The following is a 22,522-nucleotide window of genomic DNA, read 5'->3' as shown; positions in this document are numbered from 1 at the left end:
TGGCACAGCGGAGAACACGGAGGGAAGCCCCGGGAACGGATTGCCGGGCGGCGAGACCGAAACGTTGTCAGGTCCGGGCGAGCGGCGGCGGGGTGAGGGTCCGGGGGGTGAGGGCCGCGAACTCCAGCGGCGCCGACGGATCCACCGACAGGTCCGCCGGAGCCGGCTCCGCGCCCGAGCGGACCAGCAGGTCGCCGACCGCCGCCACCATCGCGCCGTTGTCCGTGCACAGCCGCAGCGGCGGCACCCGCAGCGCGATCCCGGCCGCCGCGCACCGCTGCTCGGCCAGCGCCCGCACCCGGGAGTTGGCCGCGACCCCGCCGACCACCACCAGGGTGCCGATCCCGTGGTCGAGGCAGGCCCGCACCGCCTTGCGGGTCAGCACGTCCGCGAGCGCCTCCTGCAGCGAGGCCGCCACGTCCGGCACCCGGGGTTCGCGTCGGGCCTCGACGCAGCGGGCGGCGGCGGTCTTCAGGCCGGAGAAGGAGAAGGCGTACGGGTCGTCCCGCGGCCCGGTCAGCGGGCGGGGCAGCCGGACGGCCGTCGGGTCGCCCCCGCGCGCGGCGCGGTCGATCGCCGGGCCGCCCGGGTAGGGGAGCCCCAGGACCCGGGCGACCTTGTCGAAGCACTCGCCGGCCGCGTCGTCCAGGGTGTCGCCGAGGTGGACGATCGGGTCCCGACCCAGGTCGCGCACCAGCAGCAGCGAGGTGTGGCCGCCGGAGACGATGAGCACCACGCAGGGGTCGGGCAACGGGCCGCCGTCCAGGGTGGCGGCGGCGACATGCCCGGCGAGGTGGTGCACGCCGTACAGCGGGACGCCGAGCGAGAAGGCGTACCCCTTGGCGGCGGCCACGCCCACCTGAAGGGCCCCGGCCAGCCCCGGGCCGGTGGTCACCGCGACCGCGCCGACGTCCGCCAGGGTGAGCCCGGCCCGGTCCAGCGCCTCCCGGACCACCGGCGCCATCGCGTGGACGTGCGCCCGGGCGGCGATCTCGGGCACCACCCCGCCGTAACGGGCGTGCTCGTCCATCGACGAGGCCACCGCCTGCCCGAGCAGCACGCCGTCGCGGACCAGGCCCGCTCCGGTCTCGTCGCAGGAGGACTCGATGCCCAGCACCACCGGCGACCCTGTCACAGTCACTCACCCTTGTCGGTCATTACACGGAACGGTGACCATTGTGCCCGACGGGATGTGAGGAATAAGCAGGAGCCCATGCTTCGTTCCTGCAACTGATACGCAATAGTGTTGTCCCGGCACGATCACCACCGTTCAACCCGCCGAAAGGGGCCGTGTCCTGATGGGCACCTACACGCTTCCCGACCTGCCGTACGACTACTCCGCGCTGGAGCGGGCGATGTCGGCCGAGATCCTGGAGCTGCACCACTCCAAGCACCACGCCGCGTACGTCAAGGGCGCCAACGACACGCTGGAGCAGCTGGCCGAGGCCCGCGACAAGGAGCAGTTCGGCGGCCTGGTCGGCCTGCAGAAGACCTTCGCCTTCCACCTGTCGGGCCACGTGCTGCACTCGCTGTTCTGGCAGAACCTCTCGCCCGAGGGCGGCGACCGCCCCGAGGGCGAGCTGGCCGACGCCATCACCGAGCACTTCGGCAGCTTCGAGGCCTTCAAGAAGCAGCTCACCACCGCCACCACCGGTGTGCAGGGCTCCGGCTGGGGCATCCTGTCCTGGGAGCCGCTCGGTCAGCGCCTGATCGTCGAGCAGGTCTACGACCACCACGGCAACGTCGGCCAGAACACCACCCCGCTGCTGGCCTTCGACGCCTGGGAGCACGCGTACTACCTCCAGTACCGCAACGTCCGCCCGGACTACGTCACCCGCCTGTGGGACGTCGTCAACTGGCAGGACGTCTCGGACCGCTTCGCGGCCGTCAAGAGCGCCTGACCCGCATCAGGTGACGCAGGGCCCCGGACCGGTCGGGCGGTCCGGGGTCTTCCCCTGTCCTGCGTGGGCCTGCCGTGCGCCTCCCGCACGGGAGTTGACGCCGGACACAGCCGATGCACCCCGCCGCAGGCCGGACGCCACCCGCCGTTCGCCCGCCGGTCGCGTGCGCTCCCTACGCTCGCTCGGACCACCGCCGGTGACCGGCCGGCAACGGCCTCCCGGCCCGTCCGCTGCTGCTGCCGCCGCCGCTGAGCGAAAGGGCGCCCGATGGCCCCGCGTCTCTCCCTCGTCGTCCCGATCCACAACGTCGAGCGCTACCTCCGGGAGTGCCTGGACTCGATCGCGGCGCAGACCTTCGAGGACTTCGAGTGCGTCATGGTCGACGACGGCTCGACCGACGACGGCCCGGCCGTCGCCGAGGCCCACGCCGCCCGGGACCCGCGCTTCCGGCTGGTCCGCCAGCACAACCAGGGCCTGGGCGCCGCCCGCAACACCGGCTGGCGCCACCTCACCGCCGGCACCGAGTACCTGGCCTTCGTCGACAGCGACGACACCCTGCCGCCGCACGCCTACCAGCTGATGATCGACACCCTGGACGGGACCGGCTCCGACTTCGCCGCCGGCAACGCCCTGCGGCTGCGCACCACCGGCCTCAGCCCCTCCCACGCACACCGCCGCCCGTTCCGCGAGACCCGGCTGCGCACCCACGTCAGCGAACTGCCCGCCCTCGTCACCGACCGCACCGCCTGGAACAAGGTCTACCGGCGCACCTTCTTCGACGGCGCGGGCATCCTGTACCCCGAGGGCATCCTGTACGAGGACGCCCCGGTCAGCGTGCCCCACCACTTCCTCGCCGAACGCGTCGACGTCCTCGCCGACCCGGTCTACCACTGGCGCGTGCGCGAGGACGGCGACCTCTCCATCACCCAGAAGAAGACCGACCCGCGCGGGGTCGTCGACCGGGTCCGCTCGATGGAACTCGTCCGCGAGTGGCTCCTCGCCCGCCCCGAACCCGTCTTCGCCGACCACCTGCGCGCCTACGACCGCAACTGCCTGGTCGAGGAGATCCCGATGTTCTTCTGGACCGTCCCCGACGGCGACCGCGCCTACCGCGCCGCCTACCAGCAGCACGTCACCCGCCTGCTGCGGGCCATCGGCCCCGAGGCCCAGGCCGGCCTCAGCCCCCAGCTCCGCCTCAAGTACCGCCTCACCCAGGCCGACTCCATGACCGCCTTCGTCGCCGTCCAACGCGCCCACCGCCTCGCCCGCCGCACCCGCCAGGCCGTCGCCGCCCGCCGCTGAGCCGGGCTTCGTCGGGCCGGCCACCGACGCCGCGTTCCGCGCGTACAACCGACTCCTCGAGCTCTACAGCTCGGCCAAGTCGCTGTTGGGGACCGTTTTCTTCGACACCGTCCCCACCCTGGCGAGGCAGGCGGGCGGCTGCGTCAGCGGGATCGTGCAGGGCGATGCCATCGACCAGGTCCCGGACTGCACCAGGGATCCGAGGGGTGTACTGGCCGAACCCGCGTCCAAGCTCCTCGACGTCACCCGCCAGCTCCCCTTCGTCGGAAACAAGATCACCCCCTTCCTGGAGGACGCATTCTCCAAGGTGGGGATCTGCCTGACCCCCAACAGCTTCCCGGCCGGTACCAAGGTGCTGATGGCCGACGGCGGCAACCGGCCGATCGAGCAGGTACGCCGTGGCGACCAGGTCCTCGCCACGGATCCGGACACCGGTACCACCGCCGCCCAGCCGGTCGACGGCACCATCCAGAGCCCGGCCGACCGTGACTTCGTCGACCTCACGGTGACCGACGGGGCGGGAGGCTCCGACAGCGTCACGGCGACCGCCCGTCACCCCTTCTGGACGGAGAACCGCCAGGCATGGGTCGATGCGGCGGACGTCGTCGTCGGAGACCAGCTGCGGACCGCCGACGCGGCAACCGTGACGGTCGCGTCGGTGCGGCAGTGGACCGGCCTCCAGCCCGCCTACAACCTGACCGTCCGGGACGTCCACACGTACTACGTGCTGGCGGGCTCGATACCGGTCCTGGTCCACAACGGCGAGTGCGGCCGCATCGCCCTCGGGCTCACGGAGGCCAACGGGGACCGATACGCCCTCGAAACGTTCGCCGACCACAACGACGCCTCGTACTGGGAGCAATGGAGCGCCGAGGGCAAGGACTTCGAGAAGGTGGTCCGAGCCGCCCTGTCGCCGGATAGTACGACCGAGATCTACGTCAACCTGGACGACATCACGAACCCCAAGGAGTGGGCGAAGACGGCGGACCCGAACAACCCGTACGCATCCGACCTGACGGCATGGGAACTTGCGATGATCAGGGATGCCCCGCCGTCCGTGCAGGTCCGGGTCAAGTGGTTCAAGGACGGGATCCAGCAGGACAAGGGTCCGTTCGACTGAGAGAGGACACGAGATGACCGGCAGCCAGGCCTCCCTGCCTCTGCGCTTCGACCATTGGTTCCAACTGTGGTCGTACACCAAGTCCCACCGGACCCTGGTCCTGCGGGGCAAGCCGGGTGAGGACTACACGGGCTACGTGGATCTCGTCTTCGGCGACGTGCTGGCGATGAAGACGGTGTCCAGCTACACCTCGCTCGCCATCACGGAGGTGGAGGACACGCGGGAGATCGACGCCCTGCTCCCGATCCCGGAGCGCCACGCCGGAAGGTTCCGGAAGCTCCGGATCGTCCAGGGGGACGGCGCACACGACGGGTTCGTGGTCTGCGGGGTCCTCACCGTGCGTCGCGGCACGGGCTGGAGCGAGCCGTCCGCCACGGCTGAGCCCACTGGTCGGCCTCGCTGAGCGCGGCACCGTCCTGCGAGCCCCGGAGCGTAGGACACGGGCATTCCTTGGTCGACTGATGGCCTGATGGACACCATCGGCGACCACGACGAGCAGGCTGTCAGTTGCCGAACCGGAAGGAGGGACATGAGGGTCACCATCGACGGTTCGCGGATCCGGACCGTGGCGGACTTCCACGACGAGCTCGCAGGGCCGCTGGACTTCGGCCCGTACTACGGACGGAACCTCAACGCGTTGGGGGGCCGGCTGACCACCGACGCCGAGCGGCCGGTCGAGATCGTCTGGGAGGACTCGGCGGTCAGCCGCGAACACCTCGGTGTGGAGGTGTTCGAGCGGATCGCCAAGGTCCTTGTCGATGCGGCAGCGCGAGATGAGGGCCGCCCCGCCGAGGACCGGTTGACCGTCCGCTTCGCCTGACCCGCTCGGGCCGTCGACGTCTCGGCGACTGCCGAGACGTCGACGGGAGCCATTCGGTCGCAGTTGTACGACCTACCTGCTGGCTTGGAGAGCGCACATGATGGTCAGCCCAGTGAGCAACGCGCGGTTTCCGGTTCCATCGGGGTGGGAGGAATCGCCGGGGGCCGGTGCCGTGCCGGCGGCGCGGCGGTTGGTGGTGGCACTCGCGCACTCGTGGGGGTGGTACCCGACGGTGACGGGCAAGGTGGTGTGGTTCGAGTGCCCCGCAGCCGACGAAGCGCCGTGCCCCACGCGGGGGTGGGGCACGGCGCTCGACTTGCACGTTCCGGGTCAGCCGAAGAAGGCGTCCAGGATCTGCTGGGCGGCCAGTCCCGCCGGGAGGGTGCCGGCGCGGACCTGGGTTTCCAACTCGGGGGCCAGGTGCCGTACTTCCGGGTTCTCGTGGAGACGGGCGTAGAGCTGGTCGTGAACCATGGACCAGGTCCACTCGACCTGCTGGTCGCGGCGCTTGGCGGCCAGGGCGCCCGTCGCGTCCAGGACCTTGCGGTGCTGCTGGAGGCGCTCCCACAGCACGTCCAGCCCCGCGCCGTCGCGGCCGCTGCACGTCAGCACGGGCGGCGTCCAGGCGGCGTCCGGGGGCTGCAACAGCCGCAGCGCGCCCGCGAGTTCGCGGGCAGCCGCCTTCGCGTCCCGCTCGTGCGGGCCGTCCGCCTTGTTGACGGCGATGACGTCCGCGAGCTCCAGGACGCCCTTCTTGATGCCCTGGAGCTGGTCGCCGGTCCGCGCCAGACTGAGCAGGAGGAAGGTGTCGACCATCCCCGCCACCGCCGTCTCGGACTGCCCGACGCCCACCGTCTCGATCAGCACCACGTCGTACCCGGCCGCCTCCATCACCACCATGGACTCCCGGGTGGCCTTGGCGACCCCGCCGAGCGTCCCCGAGGTCGGGGACGGCCGGACGAAGGCGGAAGGGTCGACGGCGAGCCGCTCCATCCGGGTCTTGTCGCCCAGGATGGAGCCGCCGGTCCGGCTGGAGGTCGGGTCGACGGCCAGGACCGCGACCCGGCGGCCCTGGCCGGTCAGCATGCTGCCGAAGGAGTCGATGAAGGTCGACTTGCCGACACCGGGCACCCCGGTGATGCCCACCCGGACCGCCCCGCCCGCGTGCGGCAGCAGCCGCTGGAGCAGCTGCTGCGCGAGCGCGCGGTGGTCGGGCCGGGAGGACTCGACGAGGGTGACGGCGCGCGCGATCCAGGCGCGCGAGCCGTCCAGCACGCCCGTCACATAGCTGTCGAGGTCGATCGTCCGCGGAGGCATGCGATCGAAGGCCTACAGCTCGTGGCCGAGGTCGGCCGCCAGGGACTTCAGCAGGTCGTACGCCGCGTCCGGGATGACCGTCCCGGGCGGGAAGACCGCGGCCGCGCCCGCCTCGTACAGGGCGTCGAAGTCCTGCGGCGGAATGACCCCGCCCACCACGATGGTGATGTCCTCCCGCCCCGCCTCGGCGAGTTCGGCGCGCAGTGCGGGTACCAGCGTGAGGTGCCCGGCGGCCAGCGAGGACACGCCGACGATGTGGACGTCCGCCTCGACGGCCTGGCGGGCGACCTCGGCCGGGGTCTGGAACAGCGGGCCGACGTCCACGGTGAAGCCGAGGTCGGCGAACGCCGTGGCGATCACCTTCTGGCCGCGGTCGTGGCCGTCCTGGCCCATCTTGGCGACCAGGATGCGCGGACGGCGGCCCTCGGCCTGCTCGAACCGCTCGACCAGGTCGCGGGTGCGCTGGAGGGAGGCCGACGGGCCCGCTTCGTCTCGGTACACACCGGAGATGGTACGGATCTGGCCGGAGTGGCGGCCGTACACCTTCTCCAGGGCGTCCGAGATCTCGCCGACGGTGGCCTTGGCCCGGGCCGCGTTGACGGCCAGGTGCAGCAGGTTGCCGTCCAGCGAGCCGCCGCGCTGCGGACCGGCCTCGGCGGCCCGGGTGAGGGCGTTCAGGGAGTCCTGGACGAGAGCCTCGTCGCGCTCCGCGCGCAGCCGGCGCAGCTTCTCGATCTGGCGGGCCCGCACCGAGGAGTTGTCGACCTTGAGCACGTCGATCCGCTCGTCGCTCTCCACCCGGTACTTGTTGACGCCGATCACCGGCTGACGGCCGGAGTCGATCCGCGCCTGGGTGCGGGCGGCGGCCTCCTCGACGCGCAGCTTGGGGATGCCGGCGTCGATGGCCTTGGCCATGCCGCCGGCCGCCTCGACCTCCTGGATGTGCTCCCAGGCCCTGGCGGCGAGGTCGTGGGTCAGCTTCTCGACGTACGCGGAGCCGCCCCACGGGTCGATCACCCGGCAGGTGCCCGACTCCTGCTGGAGCAGCAGCTGGGTGTTGCGGGCGATGCGGGCGGAGAAGTCGGTGGGCAGGGCGAGCGCCTCGTCCAGGGCGTTGGTGTGCAGCGACTGGGTGTGGCCCTGGGTCGCCGCCATCGCCTCCACGCAGGTGCGGGTGACGTTGTTGAACACGTCCTGGGCGGTGAGCGACCAGCCGGAGGTCTGCGAATGGGTGCGCAGCGAAAGGGACTTGGGGTTCTTCGGATCGAACTGCCTGACCAGCTTGGCCCACAGCAGCCGGGCCGCGCGCAGCTTGGCGACCTCCATGAAGAAGTTCATGCCGATCGCCCAGAAGAACGACAGCCGCGGCGCGAAGGCGTCCACGTCCAGCCCCACGTCCAGGCCCGCGCGCAGGTACTCCACCCCGTCGGCCAGGGTGTAGGCCAGCTCCAGGTCGGCGGTCGCCCCCGCCTCCTGGATGTGGTAGCCGGAGATGGAGATCGAGTTGTACCGGGGCATCTTCTGCGAGGTGTACGCGAAGATGTCCGAGATGATCCGCATCGACGGCTGCGGCGGGTAGATGTAGGTGTTGCGGACCATGAACTCCTTGAGGATGTCGTTCTGGATGGTCCCCGCGAGCTTCTCCGGCGGTACTCCCTGCTCCTCGGCCGCGACGATGTACAGCGCGAGGACCGGCAGCACGGCGCCGTTCATGGTCATCGACACCGACATCTTGTCCAGCGGGATGCCGTCGAACAGCTGGCGCATGTCGTAGATCGAGTCGATCGCCACGCCCGCCATGCCGACGTCGCCGGTGACCCGCGGGTGGTCGCTGTCGTAGCCGCGGTGGGTCGGCAGGTCGAAGGCGACCGACAGGCCCTTCTGGCCGGCCGCGAGGTTGCGGCGGTAGAAGGCGTTGGACTCCTCGGCGGTGGAGAAGCCCGCGTACTGGCGGACGGTCCAGGGCTGGTTGACGTACATGGTCGGGTAGGGCCCGCGCAGGTACGGGGCGACGCCCGGGTAGGTCTCCAGGAAGTCCAGCCCGGCCAGGTCGGCGCCGGTGTACAGCGGCTTGACGCCGATGCCCTCGGGGGTTTCCCAGAGCAGTTCGTCGACGTCCTTGCCGGTGGACCGGCGCCAGGCGGCCCGCCACTGCTCGTCCGTGACGCCGGCGGCGCCGCCGTCCAGCCCGATTCCGGTGAAGTCGGGGATCATCGAGCGGCTCCGATCTGGTCCAGCAGGGAGGTGAGGACGGCGACCGCGTCGCCCCCCGCGAAGATGAACTCGTCCACGCCGTCGGGTACTTCGGCGAGTCGCCCGGCCAGCAGCACCTTCTCGGCGCCGGCGGCCTTCAGGGCCCCGGCGACCGAGGAGGCGTGCTCGGCGTACAGCGCGTCGCTGGAGCAGAGGCAGGCGACGGTCGCGCCGGAGGCGGTGAACGCCTCGGCGAAGGCCGCCGGGTCGACGGACTCGGCCGAGACCGTCGCGATGCCGCCGGCCTGGAACAGGTTGGCGGCGAAGGTGGTGCGCGCGGTGTGCGCGGAGGCGGTGCCGATCGAGGCGAGGAACAGCGTCGGACGGGCGCCGGTCGCGGCGAGCTGGGCGTCCGAGCGGTCCCGCAGCGCCTCGTAGGCCTCGGCGCGGCGCACCCGCGGCAGTCCGCCGCCGAGCGCGGCCGGGGCCGGCTCGCGGACCAGCGGCTGCTCGTCCAGGTGCGGGAACTCGCTGACGCCGGTGACGGGTTCGCGCCGCTTGGCGAGCCTCACCGAGCGCTCCGCCCAGGTCGCGGCGATCCGCTCCTCGACCAGCCCGGCGGAGAGGGCGGCGCGCAGGCCGCCGGCCCGCTCGATCTCCTGGAACCAGGCCCAGGCGGCCCGCGCCAGCTCCTCGCCCAGCTGCTCGACGTACCAGGAGCCGCCGGCCGGGTCGATCACCCGGGCCAGGTGGGACTCCTCCAGCAGGATCGCCTGGGTGTTGCGGGCGATCCGGCGGGCGAAGGCGTCCGGCAGGCCGAGGGCGCTGTCGAAGGGCAGCACGGTGACGGAGTCGGCGCCGCCGACGCCCGCGGCCAGGCAGGCGACCGTGGTGCGCAGCATGTTCACCCACGGGTCGCGGGCGGTCATCATCACCCGGGACGTGACGGCGTGCTGGCGCTGCGCGGAGGCGGTCGCGCCGGCCCCGGAGACCTCGGCGACCCGGGCCCAGAGGCGGCGCGCGGCACGGAACTTGGCGATGGTGAGGAACTGGTCGGCGTCCGCGGCGTAGCGGAACTCCAGCTGGCCGAGCGCCTCGTCCACGGTGAGCCCGGCGGCGGTCAGCGCGCGCAGGTAGGCGACGCCGGCGGCGAGCGAGCAGCCCAGTTCCTGGGCGGGGGAGGCACCCGCCTCGTGGTACGGCAGGGCGTCCACGGTGAGCGCCCGCAGGCCCGGGTAGCCGGCGGCGCAGCGGGCGGCCAGTGCGGTGGCCTCGGCGAGCAGCGCGTCGGTGCGGTCGCCGTCGCCGGTCCGGGCCTGGAGGCCGAGCGGGTCGGCGCCGAGGTTGCCGGCGGCGGCGCCGGGGGAGACTTCGCGCTCCTCGTACAGCCTGAACAACTGCTCGGCGGCGTCGGTGAATTCGGGTCCGGCGTCGAGGGCCACGGCGGCCAGGTCCAGGTACACGCCGGCCAGGGCCTCGGGCAGGGCGTCGACCGGGAGGCCCGCGCCGCCCAGTTCCAGCCAGAGCGAGCTCACGCCGTGCTCCAGGTCGGCCAGCACGGCCTCGTTGGCGCGCCGGCGGTCCGGGTCGGCGTGCCGCTGGCGAACGTCCCACCCGGTCACGGCGGCGCCCTGGGGCCGGCCGCCGCGCACGAACGGCGGGAAGCCCGGGAAGCCCGGGTCGGCGGCGGTGTCCTCGGCGGTGTACAGCGGGCGGGCGCTCAGCCCGTCCTGGAGCCGGGTGGTGAGCGCCTGCTCGGCGGCGGGGCCGTCCTCGGGCTGGGAACCGGACTTGCGCAGCACACCCTGGACGAGCTGCTGCCACTGCTCACGGTGCGCGGCCGGGAACTCGGAGGCGAGGGGGAGCCTTTCGGGCGGGACCTTCATGTGCGCAGGTTAGCGCCCGTTCGCAGGGCCGCAGGAGGGGGAGCCCGTGTGACGTTTCCCTCGATTTGGCTGATTTCGAGCACTCCTCGGGGCGGGGAGTGCCACGGGGTGCCGGGACGGCCGGCACCCGGGTCGGGAGGGGGTGCCGTGACGGGTGGTCGGAGGTGCGGGGCGGGTTCCTGCCGGCCGCCGTCGGCGGTGGACGGTGTCCGAGGTCAACACCGATGGCACGGAACGCGATCGATGTCCCGTCATGCTGCCGGAACGTCATGATCAGGGGGATTGCGGAACCCGGGCCCTCATCTATTAAGTTACTTCGAAGAAGGTGGGCGGGGCAGCACCCCCCCCCCGTTGCTAGTCCTGCCCGCCTTCGCCGTCCCACGGCCCCGGCCGGGCCGTTCCCCCGGCCCCGTCCGGACCGTCCCCAGATTCCCCCGAAGGAGAGCGACCGGCATGGGAAAGCGTCGCAAGCCCAGTCCCCCGAGCCGGGCCCGGATGGCGGTCCTCACCACGGCCATGGCGGCCGGCAGCGCGGTCCTCGCCTCCGGCACCGCCCACGCCGAGCCCTCCCCGAACCTCGCCTCCGTCAAGGAGCAGGTCGACCTGCTCAACCAGGAGGCCGAGCAGGCGATCGAGAAGCACAACGGCTTCCAGGCGAGGCAGCAGAAGCTCCAGGCCGAGGCCAACCAGATCCAGGAGAAGGTCGTCCGCGGCCAGGAGGCGATGAACGAGCTGCGGACCCGGCTCGGCGCGGTCGCCGCCGACCAGTACCGCACCAACGGCATCGACCCGTCGGTCCAGCTGATGCTCGACTCCGACCCGTCCGCCTACCTGGAGCGCGCCGCGGTGCAGAGCCAGGTCTCCGACTCCCAGGCGAACCTGCTCAAGCAGGCGCAGGACGAGCAGCGCAAGCTCGACCAGGACCGCGCCGAGGCCACCGCCACCCTGGCCGCGCTCGACTCGGTCGGCACCCAGCTGGCGGAGCAGAAGAAGGACATCCAGACCAAGCTGGCCCAGGCCCAGGAGATGCTGAACAAGCTCAGCGCCGAGGACCGGGCCAAGATCAACGCCCAGCAGAGCGCCGAGAAGGCCAAGGCCGAGGCCCAGCAGGCCGCCGCCGCGGCCGCCAAGGACCGCGCCTCCCGCTCCGCCGAGCGCCCGGACATGAACGCCCCGGTGCCGTCGGCCAGTGGCCGGGCCGCCAGCATCATCGCGTTCGCCCAGGCCCAGCTGGGCAAGCCGTACGGCTGGGGCAAGAACGGCCCCGCCACCTTCGACTGCTCCGGTCTCACCAGCCAGGCCTACCGTGCGGCGGGCGTCACGATCTCCCGGACGTCCGAGGAGCAGTGGAAGGACGGCCCGCACGTCGACCGCGCCAACCTCCAGCCCGGTGACCTGGTCTTCTTCTATGACGACCTGCACCACGTCGGCCTGTACATCGGCGACGGCAAGATGATCCACTCCCCGCGCACGGGGAAGAACATCGAGGTCCTGCCGATCTCCGCGATGCCCTACAGGGGCGCCGTCCGCCCGGCCTGACCGCACGCCCCCGGTGGCCCGCCCCCGCTTCGGCGGGGCGGGCCACCGTCGTTGCGGGGGGTCGGCGAGCGAGCGGTCGGGTCGTTAGCGCGGTGGTCGGGCGGGTCAGAGCGCGGCGAGCCGTCGCAGCAGGTGCGCCGGGTCGGCGAGGCCGCAGGCCCGGCGGACGGCGGCGTCGTGGGCGGCGGCGAGGGCGTCCAGGCGGGTCAGCCGGGTGCGGCCCCGGCGGGAGAGGTGGGCGCTGATCCGGCGGCGGTCCCGGTCGTCCTGGCGGCGGTAGACCCAGCCGGAGTCGGCCAGCGAGTCCACCAGCCGGCTCAGGCTCGCCTGCGGGATCAGCAGGGCCTGGGCCAGTTCGCCCATCGCGTGCCCCCGGCCGTCCGCGAGGGCGCGCAGCAGCCGCCACTGGTCGACGGTGCAGTCCTCCTCGGCCAGCGCGGCGGCGAGGCCGCCGGAGAGCCTGCGGTGGGCCAGCGTGACCAGCTCGACCAGCAGTGGTTCCGGGACGGCCGGACGGTCCGCCGGGTCGCCGGTGGGCCGGTCCGCGGCCCGGCCGACGGGATCGCCGGGGCGGGCGTCGACTCCCGGTGCGGCACCGGCTGCGGTCATCGGACGCTCCCCTCTCCGGCCTTTCCCGATATCGGTGGTACGACGATACTCGCCGTGTGAGCGTCGAGGTGAGGCTGATCGATCCGCTCGACGCGCTGCACTCGGATCGGGAGGAGGCGGCGTTCCGGGTGGGCCTCGTCGTGCCGCAGTCCGGCCCGCTCGGGCTCACCGGCCCGTCCGCGCTGGACGGCGCCCTGCTCGCCGCGCACGAGGTCAACGCGGGCGGCGGCGTGCTCGGCCGCCCGCTGGAGCTGGTGCTGGTGGACGGCGGTGGCGCGCCGGGCGCGGTCGCCGGGGAGGTGCGACTGCTGCTGGACGCCGGGGCGCTGGACGCGATCGTCGGGTGCCACACCAGCGACGTGCACCGGGCGGTGGAGGCCGTCGCCGCCGGCCGCGTCGCGTACGTCTACACCCCGCCGCACGAGGGCGGGTCCCGGCTGCCCGGCGTGCTCTGCACCGGCATCGATCCGCTCCGGCAACTCGATTTCGCGGTGCGTGGGCTGACGGTGCGTCACCGCATCGGCCGGTGGGCGCTGATCGGCAACGACTACATCTGGCCGCGCTCCGTCCACCGGGCCGCCGAGGAGCTCGCGGCACGGGCCGGCGCCCGGGTGGTGCTGGAGCGGAGGATCCCGTTCGGGGCGGTCGAGGAGGCGCTCGAACCGATGCTGGACGCGCTGCGCGCCGCCCGCGCGGACGCCCTGCTGCTCAGCCTGGTCGGGCGTGATCTGGTGCGGTTCAACCGGGCGCTGCGGCGCAGCGGGCTGGACCGCCGGATGGTGCGGCTCTCCGGCGCCCTGGAGGAGAACGGCCTGCTCGCGCTCGGCGGCGACGACACCGGGACGCTGTACGCCGCGATGCCGTCCTTCGCGACGCTGGCCGACGATCACCGGCAGGGTCTCGCCGAGCGGCACCGGGCGCTGTGCGGCCCGTGGGCGCCGGTCCTGGACGCGTACGCGGTGGGCCTGTACGAGGGCATGCGCCTGCTCGCCGAGCTGGGGGCACGGCGGGCCCTGGCCCCGGACGGTCTGCTGGCGGCCGCCGGCCGGCTGCTGCACGGCGGGGGTGCGGGCCGGGCGCCGATCCACCTCGCCCGGGCCGAGGGCCTCGGCTTCGCCGTCCTGTCGCGGTAGCCCCGGGTGCTCCGCCGGTGACCCGGGGTGTTCGTTCTCGTCAGGTGGAATGCCCTGGCGAAACCCTTCCATCTGGAAATAGTTGCCCCTACAGTCTCCCCCACACACCCGCAGGGTCGTCACGGAGAGAGAGCACCATGGCCGACACACCCGCGCCCCAGGGCATCGAGAGCTACGGCTACCAGCAGGAGCTGCGCCGCTCGCTCGGCTTCACCGACCTGCTCGTCTACGGGCTGGTGTTCATGGTGCCGATCGCACCGTTCGGCATCTTCGGCGGCGTCTTCCAGGGCTCCGGCGGCATGGTCGCCCTGGCCTACGTCCTCGGCATGGTCGCGATGATGTTCACCGCCCTGTCCTACGCCCAGATGTCCCGGGCCTTCCCGATGGCCGGCTCGGTCTACACCTACGCGGGCCGGGGCATCGCCGCCCCGGTCGGCTTCCTGTCCGGCTGGATGATCCTGCTCGACTACGTGCTGGTGCCGGGGCTGCTGTACCTGATCGCCGGCGTCGCGATGAACTCGCTGGTGCCGGCCGTCCCGGTCTGGCTCTGGCTGATCGGCTTCGTGCTGCTCAACACCGTGGTCAACTACCTCGGCATCGAGACCACCAACAAGGTCAACAGGGCGATGCTGATCGGCGAACTCGTCGTGCTGGCCGTGTTCGTGGTGATCGGCGTCATCGCCCTGGCCGAGGGCAAGGGCCGCGGCTTCGACTTCACGCCGTTGTACGACTCCCACACCTTCTCGTGGAGCCTGGCCTTCGGGGCGGTCTCGATCGCGGTGCTCAGCTTCCTGGGCTTCGACGGCATCTCCACCCTCTCGGAGGAGAACCGGGACTCCACCAAGGCCATCGGCCGGTCGATGGTCGCCGCGCTGCTGCTCGCGGGCACCCTGTTCGTCGTGCAGACCTGGGTCGCCTCGCTGCTGGTCGCCGATCCCGACGCGCTGATCCGGGACGGCGACCCGAACGGCACCGCCTTCTACGACGCGGCCCGTACCGCCGGCGGCGGCTGGCTGGCCACCCTGACCGCCGCCTCCACCGCTGTGGCCTGGGGCTTCGCCAACTCGCTGGTGGCCCAGGCGGCCACCTCCCGGCTGCTGTTCGCGATGGCCCGCGACCGCCAGCTGCCCTCCTTCCTGGCCCGGATCCACCCCACCCGCCGGGTGCCGGTCAACGCGACCCTGCTGACCGCCGGGATCTCGCTGGTGCTCGGCCTCTACACGGCCTCCCGCGACGACGGCATCACCCTGCTGAGCACCCTGGTCAACTTCGGTGCGCTGACCACCTTCCTGGTCCTGCACGTCGCCGTCGTCGTCCACTACCTGATCCGCCGGCGCAGCAAGGACTACTGGCGGCACCTGGTCGCCCCGGCGCTCGGCTTCGCGATCCTCGCGTACGTGGTGGTCAACGCCGACATCGCGGCCCAGCGGCTCGGCTTCGTCTGGCTGCTCGTCGGCGGGATCGTGCTCGCCGGGCTGATGGCGACCGGCCGCAGGCCCCGACTGGCCGTCACCGAGGCCGATTCCGCCCTGGACCCCGGCGCCGCCGCGACCGATGCCGAGGCGACGAACGCCGCCGCTGCGAACAACGCCGCCCCGAACAGCGCCACCACCACCCCTGCCGAGGAGAAGCCGTGAGCCTGCCCGAGATCGTCACGCTGTCGCCGACCCCCGAGGACTACGCCTACACCTTCGGCGGCCGCGCCCCGCTGGTCACCGTCCGGCCCGGCACCGTCGTCGAACTGACCACCGAGGACTGCTTCGGCGGCAAGGTGTGCGGCACCGGCGACCTGCCCAGCCAGGTCTGCGTCTTCCCCTACCTCAACCCGGTCACCGGCCCGATCGCGGTGGCGGGCGCCGAGCCCGGGGACGTCCTCGCGGTGCACTTCGTGGAGATCACCCCGGCCCGGGAGTACGGCATCTCCAGCACCTTCCCGCACTTCGGCGCGCTGACCGCCACCCACAGCACCGCGATGCTGCACCCGGCGCTGGAGGAGCGGGTCTGGGTCTACGACCTGGACGTCAAGGCGGGACTCTGCCGGTTCCGGGCCCGCAACAGCGGGTTCACGGTGGACCTGCCGCTCGACCCGATGCACGGCACGGTCGGCGTCGCCCCGGCGGCCGGCGAGGTGCTGGCCTCGATCACCCCGGGTGCGCACGGCGGCAACCTGGACACCCCCGAGATGCGGGCCGGCACCACCGCCTACTTCGCGGTCAACGTCGAGGGCGGCCTGGTCGCCATCGGCGACGGCCACGCCCGCCAGGGCGAGGGCGAGGTGTGCGGTACGGCGGTGGAGGCGGCGATGCGCACCACCGTGATCGTCGACCTGGTCAAGGGCGGCGGCCCGGCCTGGCCCCGGCTGGAGAACGACGACTTCCTGATCAGCACCGGCTCGGCCCGTCCGCTGGAGGACGCGTTCCGGATCAGCCAGCACGACCTGGTCGGCTGGACCGGCGAACTGCTCGGCCTGGACCAGCTCGACGCGTACCAGTTGGTCAGCCAGGCCGGGCTGGCGCCGGCGGCGAACGTCTGCGACACCAACTACACGATGGTCGCCAAGCTGCCGAAGACCTTGCTCGGCCGGGCCCGCGCCTACGACGGGCTGCACGACCGGCTGCGCGAGACCGCCGGGGCGTACCTGCGGCACCGGTAGGCAACGCCGGGTCGGGGCAGGCGGGTTCAGGTGCGAGGGTCAAGGTCCCGGCAAATCTCGCGGACTCCCGTCCCGGGCCCGTCGGCCCCGGTCACCACCGGTCGCGACCGGCCCGCCGCAGGCCCCGGGGACGCGGCGCGCGGGTCACCCCGCGGCCCGGGCCCGCACCTGCTCGAGGGCGGTGAGCAGCGCCGAGGCCTCGTCCCCGGTGATCCGGTCGACGAAGCGGAGCAGCGCGCCCGCACGGTCGGGGGTGGTCTCCAGCGCCTGGTGCATCAGCCGGGCGGTGTACTCCTCGCGGGTGCAGGTCGGCTCGTAGATCCAGGCGCGGCCGATCTTGTCGCGGCGCAGCCAGCCCTTCGTGTGGAGGATGTCCGCGACCGTGGTGACGGTGGTGTAGGCGACCGCCCGGTCCTGCTGGAGGTCGTCCACCACCTCGCGCACCGTGGCGGGCCGGCCCCAGGACCAGAACCGGTCCATGATCTCGGCCTCGAGATCGCCGAACCCCCGTAGCACCGCCCTCTTCTCCCTCGCCGAGCCGACCACGGGCGCCCTTCGCCCGGCGGAACGCGGCCCATGGTACGGCGAGCGCCGGGCGCCCGCCCCCGGGTGAAGGGGGTGGACGCCCGGCGTGTCCCGGGTGGTGCCGGGGTGGTGCCCAAGCGGTGTCGGCCGGTGATCGGCGGGTGTTCAAGCCGTGTCCGTCGCCGGCCGCGGGCATCCAGGACGGTCAGGCCTCAGGACAGCCGTCGCCCGAGCGGGACGCGGGACCGGGTGAACAGCGCCGCGAGCAGCCCCGCGAGCACCGGCAGCACCAGCACGATCAGCAGCAGCTCGCCCCAGGGCGCGGTGATCAGCGCCGGCTTGGCCCCGAACCCGCTGGCCCGGGACTTCAACAGCCCCACCGCGGGCACGAACCCGTTGACCGCGCCGAGCAGCGCGCCCAGCAGGGCGATCAGCATGCACTGGAGGCCCGCCATGGTCCGCCGGATCCTCGGCGGCGCGCCGACCGCGGCCAGGGTGGCCTGGTCCTGCCGGGAGTCGGCGGCCGCCAGGCCGGTGGCGATCCCGGCGGCGCCGAGCACGACCAGTGCGGCGAAGCCGGTGAGCGCCAGGGTGAGCGCGTCGCTCTTCGGCTGGTACCCGCGTTCCACCTGGAGCCTGGCGAAGCGGTCCAGCTGGATGGTGGCCGCCTCGGCGCGCTGCTGCGCCTTGCGGTCGGGCGGGGTGGCGGGCAGCCAGACCGAGCCGGTCGGATAGGAGGAGAGCCCGAGCCGGGGCAGGACGGAGGGCAGTAGCAGGCCCTGGGCGAACTTGGCGGCGGCCGGGTTGTCCACCAGCACCACGTCGACCGGGACCTCCTGCACGTCGGGCTTGGGCACCTCGCCCGGCCGTACCGGGGGGCCGCCGCCGCGCAGCACCATCACGGCCTTGCCGTCGGCGCCCACCACTCGCGGGTCGAAGACCAGCAGCTTGCCGGCGGCGAGCGCCTCCTCGGCGGCCGGGTCGTGGACGGCGAACAGGTTGTGCAGCACGTTCGCGTCACCGGCGGCCAGGTGCGGTGGGGCGACGAGGCCGCGCCGCACCTCAGGGGCCTTGAGCTGGACGACGCTGAGGCAGTTGTCGCAGAAGCGGTACACCACCTGGGCGAGGTCGCCGCGCGGGCCGAGCCCGGTCAGCTGCTTCTCCAGTTCGGCGCGCTCCTCGGCGAGCCGGAACCCGTCGGCGTGGCTGATCAGCTGGACGGCGCCGTACGGGGCCTCCGGCTCGTAGTCGCGCCGGTTCTCGGCGTCGGTGCTGGTGGTGTAGACGCCGATGGCGACCGCACCGGCCACCGCGGCCATCACCGCGGCCACCGCCGGAGCGGTGCGCGAGCGGTGCCGGGCGGAGTCGCGCAGCGCGAGCCGGGGCCCGAGCGGCAGCCGGCCCGCGGCCCGGCCGATCAGGGCGACCAGCATCGGGGTGCAGAGCAGCAGGCCGAGTTCGGCGACCACCGAACCGCCGAGCACGGTGAGCACCCGGCCGCCGTAGCCGCCCACGCCGGACTGTTCGCGCGGGACCGCGGTCGCGCCGTACATCGCGAGCACGGCGCCGAGGGCGACCAGCGCCACGCCGGCGACGGTGACCCAGCGGCTGGGCCCGCGGACGGTGTCCCGGCCGGTGAGCCCGGCGGTGACGCTGCGGCGGGCGGCCTGCAGCGCGGGCAGCGCGGCCGCGAGCAGCGCGGTGCACAGGCCGATCCCGGCGATCGCGAGCAGGTCCAGCGGGGGGAGCGCGAGGTGTCCGAAGCGCACGCCGCCGAACTGCTCGATCCGCGACCGCAGCACGGTGACCACCGCGGTGCCGAGCACCACGCCGACCAGCGCCCCGGTCGCGCCGAGGACCAGCCCGCCGCCGAGCACCACCGCACCGACGTGGGCGCGGCTGCCGCCGGCCGCGCCGAGCAGGGCGAGCTGACGGCGCGAGCGGTTGGCGCCGACCGCGAAGGCGGGCCCGGCGAGCAGGGCGACCTCCAGCAGCGCCAGGCCGGTCACGGTGGCGACGACGATCCTGGTGTTCCGCTCGGGCGTCGGGTCGCTGTAGCGGGACGAGTCGCGGTAGTAGGGGACGGCCTGCTCCGGCGGCGGAGCGATCGCCACCGAACGCGCGGTCAGCGTGTAGCCGTGGGCGTTGAACCGCTGGACCCCGGCCCAGTCGAGGGCGGCACCGGACGGCAGTCGGACCAGCCAGCCGGAGCGGGTGGTCGGGGGCTTCTCCGCGGCGGGCCCGCCGGCGGCCAGTGCGGTGCTCAGCGGGTCGATCAACTCGCCGGGACGGGCGACGAGTTCGACCCGGCCCAACTCGCCCGGGTGCTCCACCACACCGGTGATGGTGTACGTGGTGCCCTCCAGGCCCTGGAGGGTGGTGGTGGCGCCGGTCCTGAGCCCGGAGCGGTCCAGGAAGGCCCGGGTGGCGGCCACTTCGCGCGGGGCGGCCGGGGCGCGGCCCTCGACCAGGTCGAGCCGGCCGCGCCAGACCGGGTCGCCCAGGTCGGCCTCGGTGGTGAGGGCGCGGACCAGGCCCTCGGGCGAGGTGGCGCCCGCCTCCGGCCCGGGCCGGGCCGGGACGAGCACGCTGCCGGGCGGCAGCAGCGAACCGATCAGGGTGACCGGGTCGGTGCTCGCGCCCTTCTGCTGTTCTGCCGTCGGCTGTTCCCCCGGGCGGAGCGGGACGGAGAAGGCGCCGTCCTCGGCGATCGGGGCCTGCTCGACCAGCTGGCCCGGGTCGAGCGAGGTGACCAGGGCGTCCGCGCCGCCCACCACCCGCTCCACCCGTTCGGCCGGGGTCAACTGCCCGCTGCGGTGGACCACGTCGGCGCCGGTGACGCCGAGCACGGGCAGCGCGATCATGGCGACGATCAGCGCGCTGCGGCCCTTGGCGCGCAGCGCGTCACGGCGGGCGATCCGCAGGGCGACCCGCCAGGCTCCGAGCCTCACTGCGCCACCTCGCCGACCGCGCCGGACGGGCGCACCGCGGCGAGGCGGGCGGCGGCGCGGCGGCCGGTGGCCTCCGAGGCCACCACGCCGTCCCGCAGGTGGACCACCCGGTCCGCCCAACTGGCGTGCGCCGCCTCGTGGGTGACCATCATCGCGGCGGCACCGGCGTCGCAGCGGGCGCGCAGCACGGCGAGCACCGCCTCGCCGGTGGCCGAGTCGAGGGCGCCGGTCGGCTCGTCGGCGAGCACCAGCCGGCGCTCGCCGATCAGCGCCCGGGCGATCGCGACGCGCTGCTGCTGGCCGCCGGACATGTCGTCGGGGAAGCGGTCGGCGAGCTCGCCGATGCCCAGCTCCTCCAGCGCGGCCAGCGCCTCCCGGCGGGCCCGGCGTCCCGGCACGCCGTCCAGTTCGCGGGGCAGCGCGATGTTCTCGGCGGCGGTCAGCGCCGGGATCAGGTTGTAGTCCTGGAAGACGTATCCGATCGAACGGCGCCGCAGGTCGGCGAGCTTGCCGCGGCCGAGGCCGCCGAGCGCGACCCCCTCCACCAGCACCTCGCCGCCGCTGGGCTGGTCCAGCCCGCCGGCCAGGGTCAGCAGGGTGGACTTCCCGGAGCCGGACGGCCCCATGACGGCGACGAACTCGCCCGGGTGGACGGCCAGGTCGATGCCGCGCAGGGCGTGCACCTCGGCGGCGCCCCGCCCGTGCACCCGGGTGACGTCGGCCAGGCGCAGGACGGGCGCGGGCCGGGTCGGATCGGTGTGGGACACACTTCCCCCTCGTGAGCTGCTCAACTGCATATGTCGGTGAACTATATATGTCGGAGGACGTGACGCAAGCCCGGGTGGTTCCCGGGGGGCTCTTCGAGGGCGCGTGATCGGGCGGAGTCAAAAACTTCTACAAAGCTGTCGAGGGTGAAGCGGGAACCAGGCCGGGGTCGTTCGGGGCCGGTCTATGCTCGGGAAGGCTCACGGCGGCCCCGGGCGGCCGGCCGCCACCCGTCCGTACCCTCCTCCCGTGAAGGAGGTGCCGTCGTGCACACCCTGACCACCGCCGACTTCCTGATCCGGCTCGCCACCGGCATCGCCTGCGGCGCGCTGATCGGCGTCGAACGCCAGTGGCGGGCCCGGATGGCCGGCCTGCGCACCAACGCCCTGGTCGCCGCCGGAGCCACCCTGTTCGTGCTGTACAGCGAGGCCGTCGGCGACTCCGGCAGCCCGACCCGGGTCGCCTCGTACGTCGTCTCCGGCATCGGCTTCCTCGGCGGTGGCGTCATCCTGCGCGACGGCGCCGGCGTACGCGGCCTCAACACCGCCGCCACGCTGTGGTGTTCGGCCGCCGTCGGGGTGCTGGCCGCCTCCGGCGAGCTGGAGTTCGCCGTCCTCGGCACGCTCGCCGTGCTCGTCGTCCACCTGGTGCTGCGCCCGGCCGGCCGGCTGCTCGACCGGGCCCCGCAGTCCGGCAGCGACCCGGACTCCACCAGCCGTGCCACCGTCCACCTGGAGTGCGACCGCAAGTCCGAGACCCACATCCGGGCCCTGCTGCTCCAGGCCCTCTCCGCCTCCGGGCTCGCCCCGACCGGACTGCGCGCCCGCCGCACCGACAGCGGCGACGCCACCAGCCTGCGGGCCACCGTCGCGATCACCGGAGCGGTCGCCCCGGCGCTCGAACAGGTCGTCACCCGGCTGTCGCTGGAACCGGGCGTGCGCGACCTGCACTGGCACCTGGAGGACGAACCGGAGGACCCCGGCAACCCGGCGCTCGCCTGACGGGACCGGGGCCGGACGGAGGGCCGGCCCGCCGAATGGCGGCCCGGCCCTCCGTGCGCGCCCGTCCGAATCCCGGTCCGACCCCCGCCCGAACCGACTGGAGGCCCGATGCCGACCCCCGACCCCGAGCACGGCCCGCTGGTCCCGATGCTGCTGGTGCTGACCGTGGTCACCGGGGTGGTGGACGCGGTCAGCTACCTCGAACTCGGCCACGTCTTCGTCGCCAACATGACCGGCAACGTGGTGTTCCTGGGCTTCGCCCTGGCCGGGGCGGCCAACCTCTCCGCCACCGCCTCGCTGGCCGCGCTCGCCGCCTTCCTGCTCGGCGCCCTGGCCGGCGGCCACCTCGCCCGCCGGCTGCCCGGCCACCGCGGGCACCTGCTGACCGCCGCCGTCGCCGTCCAGTCGGCGCTGGTCGCGGCGGCCACCGTGCTGGCGGCCGGGGCCGGCCACACCTCCGACCCGGCCCGCTACACCCTGATCGGGCTGCTCGGCTTCGCGATGGGCGGCCAGAACGCGGTGGTCCGCGCCCTGAAGGTGCCCGACCTCACCACCACCGTGCTGACCATGACCATCACCGCCCTCGCCGCCGACCGCACCGGCACCCGCCGCCTCGCCTCCGCCGTCTGGATGTTCGCCGGCGCCCTCCTCGGCGCCCTCCTCGTCCTCCACGCCGGTGTCCCCGTCGCCCTCGCGCTGGCCCTCGCCCTCCTCCTCGCCGTCGCCGCCCTCACCCACCACGCCGCCCGGCCCGACCCCGCCTGGACCCGTCCCCGCTGACCGGGCCTCGCCGGGCGCGGTTCGTCG

At 73.5% G+C, this 22,522-nt stretch carries 19 protein-coding genes; 11 read left to right on the top strand and 8 right to left on the bottom strand.

The window, feature by feature from the left end; translation table 11 throughout:
- Positions 1-67: 67 nt before the first annotated feature.
- Positions 68-1,135: a tRNA (adenosine(37)-N6)-threonylcarbamoyltransferase complex transferase subunit TsaD gene (tsaD, locus tag ACZ7RU_RS25665; RefSeq protein ID WP_470343310.1), complete on the bottom strand. Its 1,068-nt coding sequence runs from the start codon at positions 1,133-1,135 to the stop codon at positions 68-70.
- Between the two features lie 163 nt (positions 1,136-1,298).
- On the opposite strand from tsaD, the gene ACZ7RU_RS25660 reads away from it, so the two are divergent.
- The 5 genes from ACZ7RU_RS25660 (at position 1,299) to ACZ7RU_RS25640 (ending at position 5,143) form a co-directional block, all read left to right on the top strand.
- On the top strand, positions 1,299-1,901 hold the full coding sequence (locus ACZ7RU_RS25660) for a superoxide dismutase (RefSeq protein WP_470343309.1): 603 nt from the start codon (positions 1,299-1,301) through the stop codon (positions 1,899-1,901).
- Positions 1,902-2,168: 267 nt separating this feature from the next.
- Positions 2,169-3,203 (top strand): glycosyltransferase family 2 protein, encoded by a 1,035-nt coding sequence (locus ACZ7RU_RS25655; protein WP_470343308.1) that lies wholly within the window; start codon positions 2,169-2,171, stop codon positions 3,201-3,203.
- An 85-nt stretch (positions 3,204-3,288) separates the two neighbouring features.
- The gene (locus ACZ7RU_RS25650) at positions 3,289-4,323 is read left to right on the top strand and encodes a polymorphic toxin-type HINT domain-containing protein (RefSeq protein WP_470343307.1); all 1,035 of its coding nucleotides are present in this window, start codon (positions 3,289-3,291) and stop codon (positions 4,321-4,323) included.
- A 13-nt stretch (positions 4,324-4,336) separates the two neighbouring features.
- Entirely contained in the window at positions 4,337-4,726 is a 390-nt protein-coding gene (locus ACZ7RU_RS25645) for a hypothetical protein (protein WP_470343306.1), read from the top strand.
- A gap of 126 nt (positions 4,727-4,852) precedes the next feature.
- Complete coding sequence (locus ACZ7RU_RS25640) at positions 4,853-5,143, top strand: barstar family protein (RefSeq protein ID WP_470343305.1); 291 nt, start codon at positions 4,853-4,855, stop codon at positions 5,141-5,143.
- A 330-nt stretch (positions 5,144-5,473) separates the two neighbouring features.
- On the opposite strand, the gene meaB is transcribed toward ACZ7RU_RS25640, so the two are convergent.
- Genes meaB through ACZ7RU_RS25625 form a run of 3 tightly spaced genes read right to left on the bottom strand, consistent with a single transcriptional unit; the run spans position 5,474 to position 10,539 of the window.
- Positions 5,474-6,460, bottom strand: a complete 987-nt coding sequence (gene meaB, locus ACZ7RU_RS25635; protein WP_470343304.1) for a methylmalonyl Co-A mutase-associated GTPase MeaB — start codon at positions 6,458-6,460, stop codon at positions 5,474-5,476.
- A 12-nt stretch (positions 6,461-6,472) separates the two neighbouring features.
- Positions 6,473-8,674: a methylmalonyl-CoA mutase gene (gene scpA / locus ACZ7RU_RS25630; RefSeq protein WP_470343303.1), complete on the bottom strand. Its 2,202-nt coding sequence runs from the start codon at positions 8,672-8,674 to the stop codon at positions 6,473-6,475.
- Positions 8,671-10,539 (bottom strand): methylmalonyl-CoA mutase family protein, encoded by a 1,869-nt coding sequence (locus ACZ7RU_RS25625; protein WP_470343302.1) that lies wholly within the window; start codon positions 10,537-10,539, stop codon positions 8,671-8,673. The genes scpA and ACZ7RU_RS25625 overlap by 4 nt, the downstream gene beginning before the upstream one ends.
- A 453-nt stretch (positions 10,540-10,992) precedes the next feature.
- Between ACZ7RU_RS25625 and ACZ7RU_RS25620 the strand changes: the two genes are divergently transcribed.
- Positions 10,993-12,078 (top strand): C40 family peptidase, encoded by a 1,086-nt coding sequence (locus tag ACZ7RU_RS25620; protein ID WP_470343301.1) that lies wholly within the window; start codon positions 10,993-10,995, stop codon positions 12,076-12,078.
- A 105-nt stretch (positions 12,079-12,183) separates the two neighbouring features.
- Here the strand turns inward: ACZ7RU_RS25620 and ACZ7RU_RS25615 are convergent, their stop codons facing one another.
- Entirely contained in the window at positions 12,184-12,687 is a 504-nt protein-coding gene (locus ACZ7RU_RS25615; RefSeq protein ID WP_470343300.1) for a MarR family winged helix-turn-helix transcriptional regulator, read from the bottom strand.
- A 56-nt stretch (positions 12,688-12,743) separates the two neighbouring features.
- Between ACZ7RU_RS25615 and ACZ7RU_RS25610 the strand changes: the two genes are divergently transcribed.
- From ACZ7RU_RS25610 to ACZ7RU_RS25600, 3 genes are all read left to right on the top strand, one after another.
- On the top strand, positions 12,744-13,820 hold the full coding sequence (locus ACZ7RU_RS25610) for an ABC transporter substrate-binding protein (protein WP_470343299.1): 1,077 nt from the start codon (positions 12,744-12,746) through the stop codon (positions 13,818-13,820).
- Between the two features lie 137 nt (positions 13,821-13,957).
- Complete coding sequence (locus ACZ7RU_RS25605; protein WP_470343298.1) at positions 13,958-15,457, top strand: APC family permease; 1,500 nt, start codon at positions 13,958-13,960, stop codon at positions 15,455-15,457.
- Positions 15,454-16,473 (top strand): acetamidase/formamidase family protein, encoded by a 1,020-nt coding sequence (locus ACZ7RU_RS25600; RefSeq protein WP_470343297.1) that lies wholly within the window; start codon positions 15,454-15,456, stop codon positions 16,471-16,473. Before ACZ7RU_RS25605 ends, ACZ7RU_RS25600 begins: the two co-directional genes overlap by 4 nt.
- A gap of 144 nt (positions 16,474-16,617) precedes the next feature.
- On the opposite strand, the gene ACZ7RU_RS25595 is transcribed toward ACZ7RU_RS25600, so the two are convergent.
- The 3 genes from ACZ7RU_RS25595 to ACZ7RU_RS25585 form a co-directional block, all read right to left on the bottom strand.
- Positions 16,618-16,953, bottom strand: a complete 336-nt coding sequence (locus ACZ7RU_RS25595) for a BlaI/MecI/CopY family transcriptional regulator (protein ID WP_470343420.1) — start codon at positions 16,951-16,953, stop codon at positions 16,618-16,620.
- A 257-nt stretch (positions 16,954-17,210) separates the two neighbouring features.
- A complete protein-coding gene (locus ACZ7RU_RS25590) occupies positions 17,211-19,949 on the bottom strand; it encodes an FtsX-like permease family protein (RefSeq protein WP_470343296.1) in 2,739 nt (912 codons plus the stop codon).
- Complete coding sequence (locus ACZ7RU_RS25585) at positions 19,946-20,746, bottom strand: ABC transporter ATP-binding protein (RefSeq protein WP_470343295.1); 801 nt, start codon at positions 20,744-20,746, stop codon at positions 19,946-19,948. Before ACZ7RU_RS25585 ends, ACZ7RU_RS25590 begins: the two co-directional genes overlap by 4 nt.
- 234 nt (positions 20,747-20,980) lie before the next feature.
- Between ACZ7RU_RS25585 and ACZ7RU_RS25580 the strand changes: the two genes are divergently transcribed.
- On the top strand, positions 20,981-21,715 hold the full coding sequence (locus ACZ7RU_RS25580) for an MgtC/SapB family protein (protein ID WP_470343294.1): 735 nt from the start codon (positions 20,981-20,983) through the stop codon (positions 21,713-21,715).
- A gap of 108 nt (positions 21,716-21,823) precedes the next feature.
- Complete coding sequence (locus ACZ7RU_RS25575; protein ID WP_470343293.1) at positions 21,824-22,495, top strand: YoaK family protein; 672 nt, start codon at positions 21,824-21,826, stop codon at positions 22,493-22,495.
- Positions 22,496-22,522 lie beyond the last annotated feature (27 nt).

The sequence above is a fragment of the Kitasatospora sp. NPDC114501 genome (genome assembly GCF_055633695.1).
This window is presented reverse-complemented; position numbering and strand designations above follow the sequence as displayed.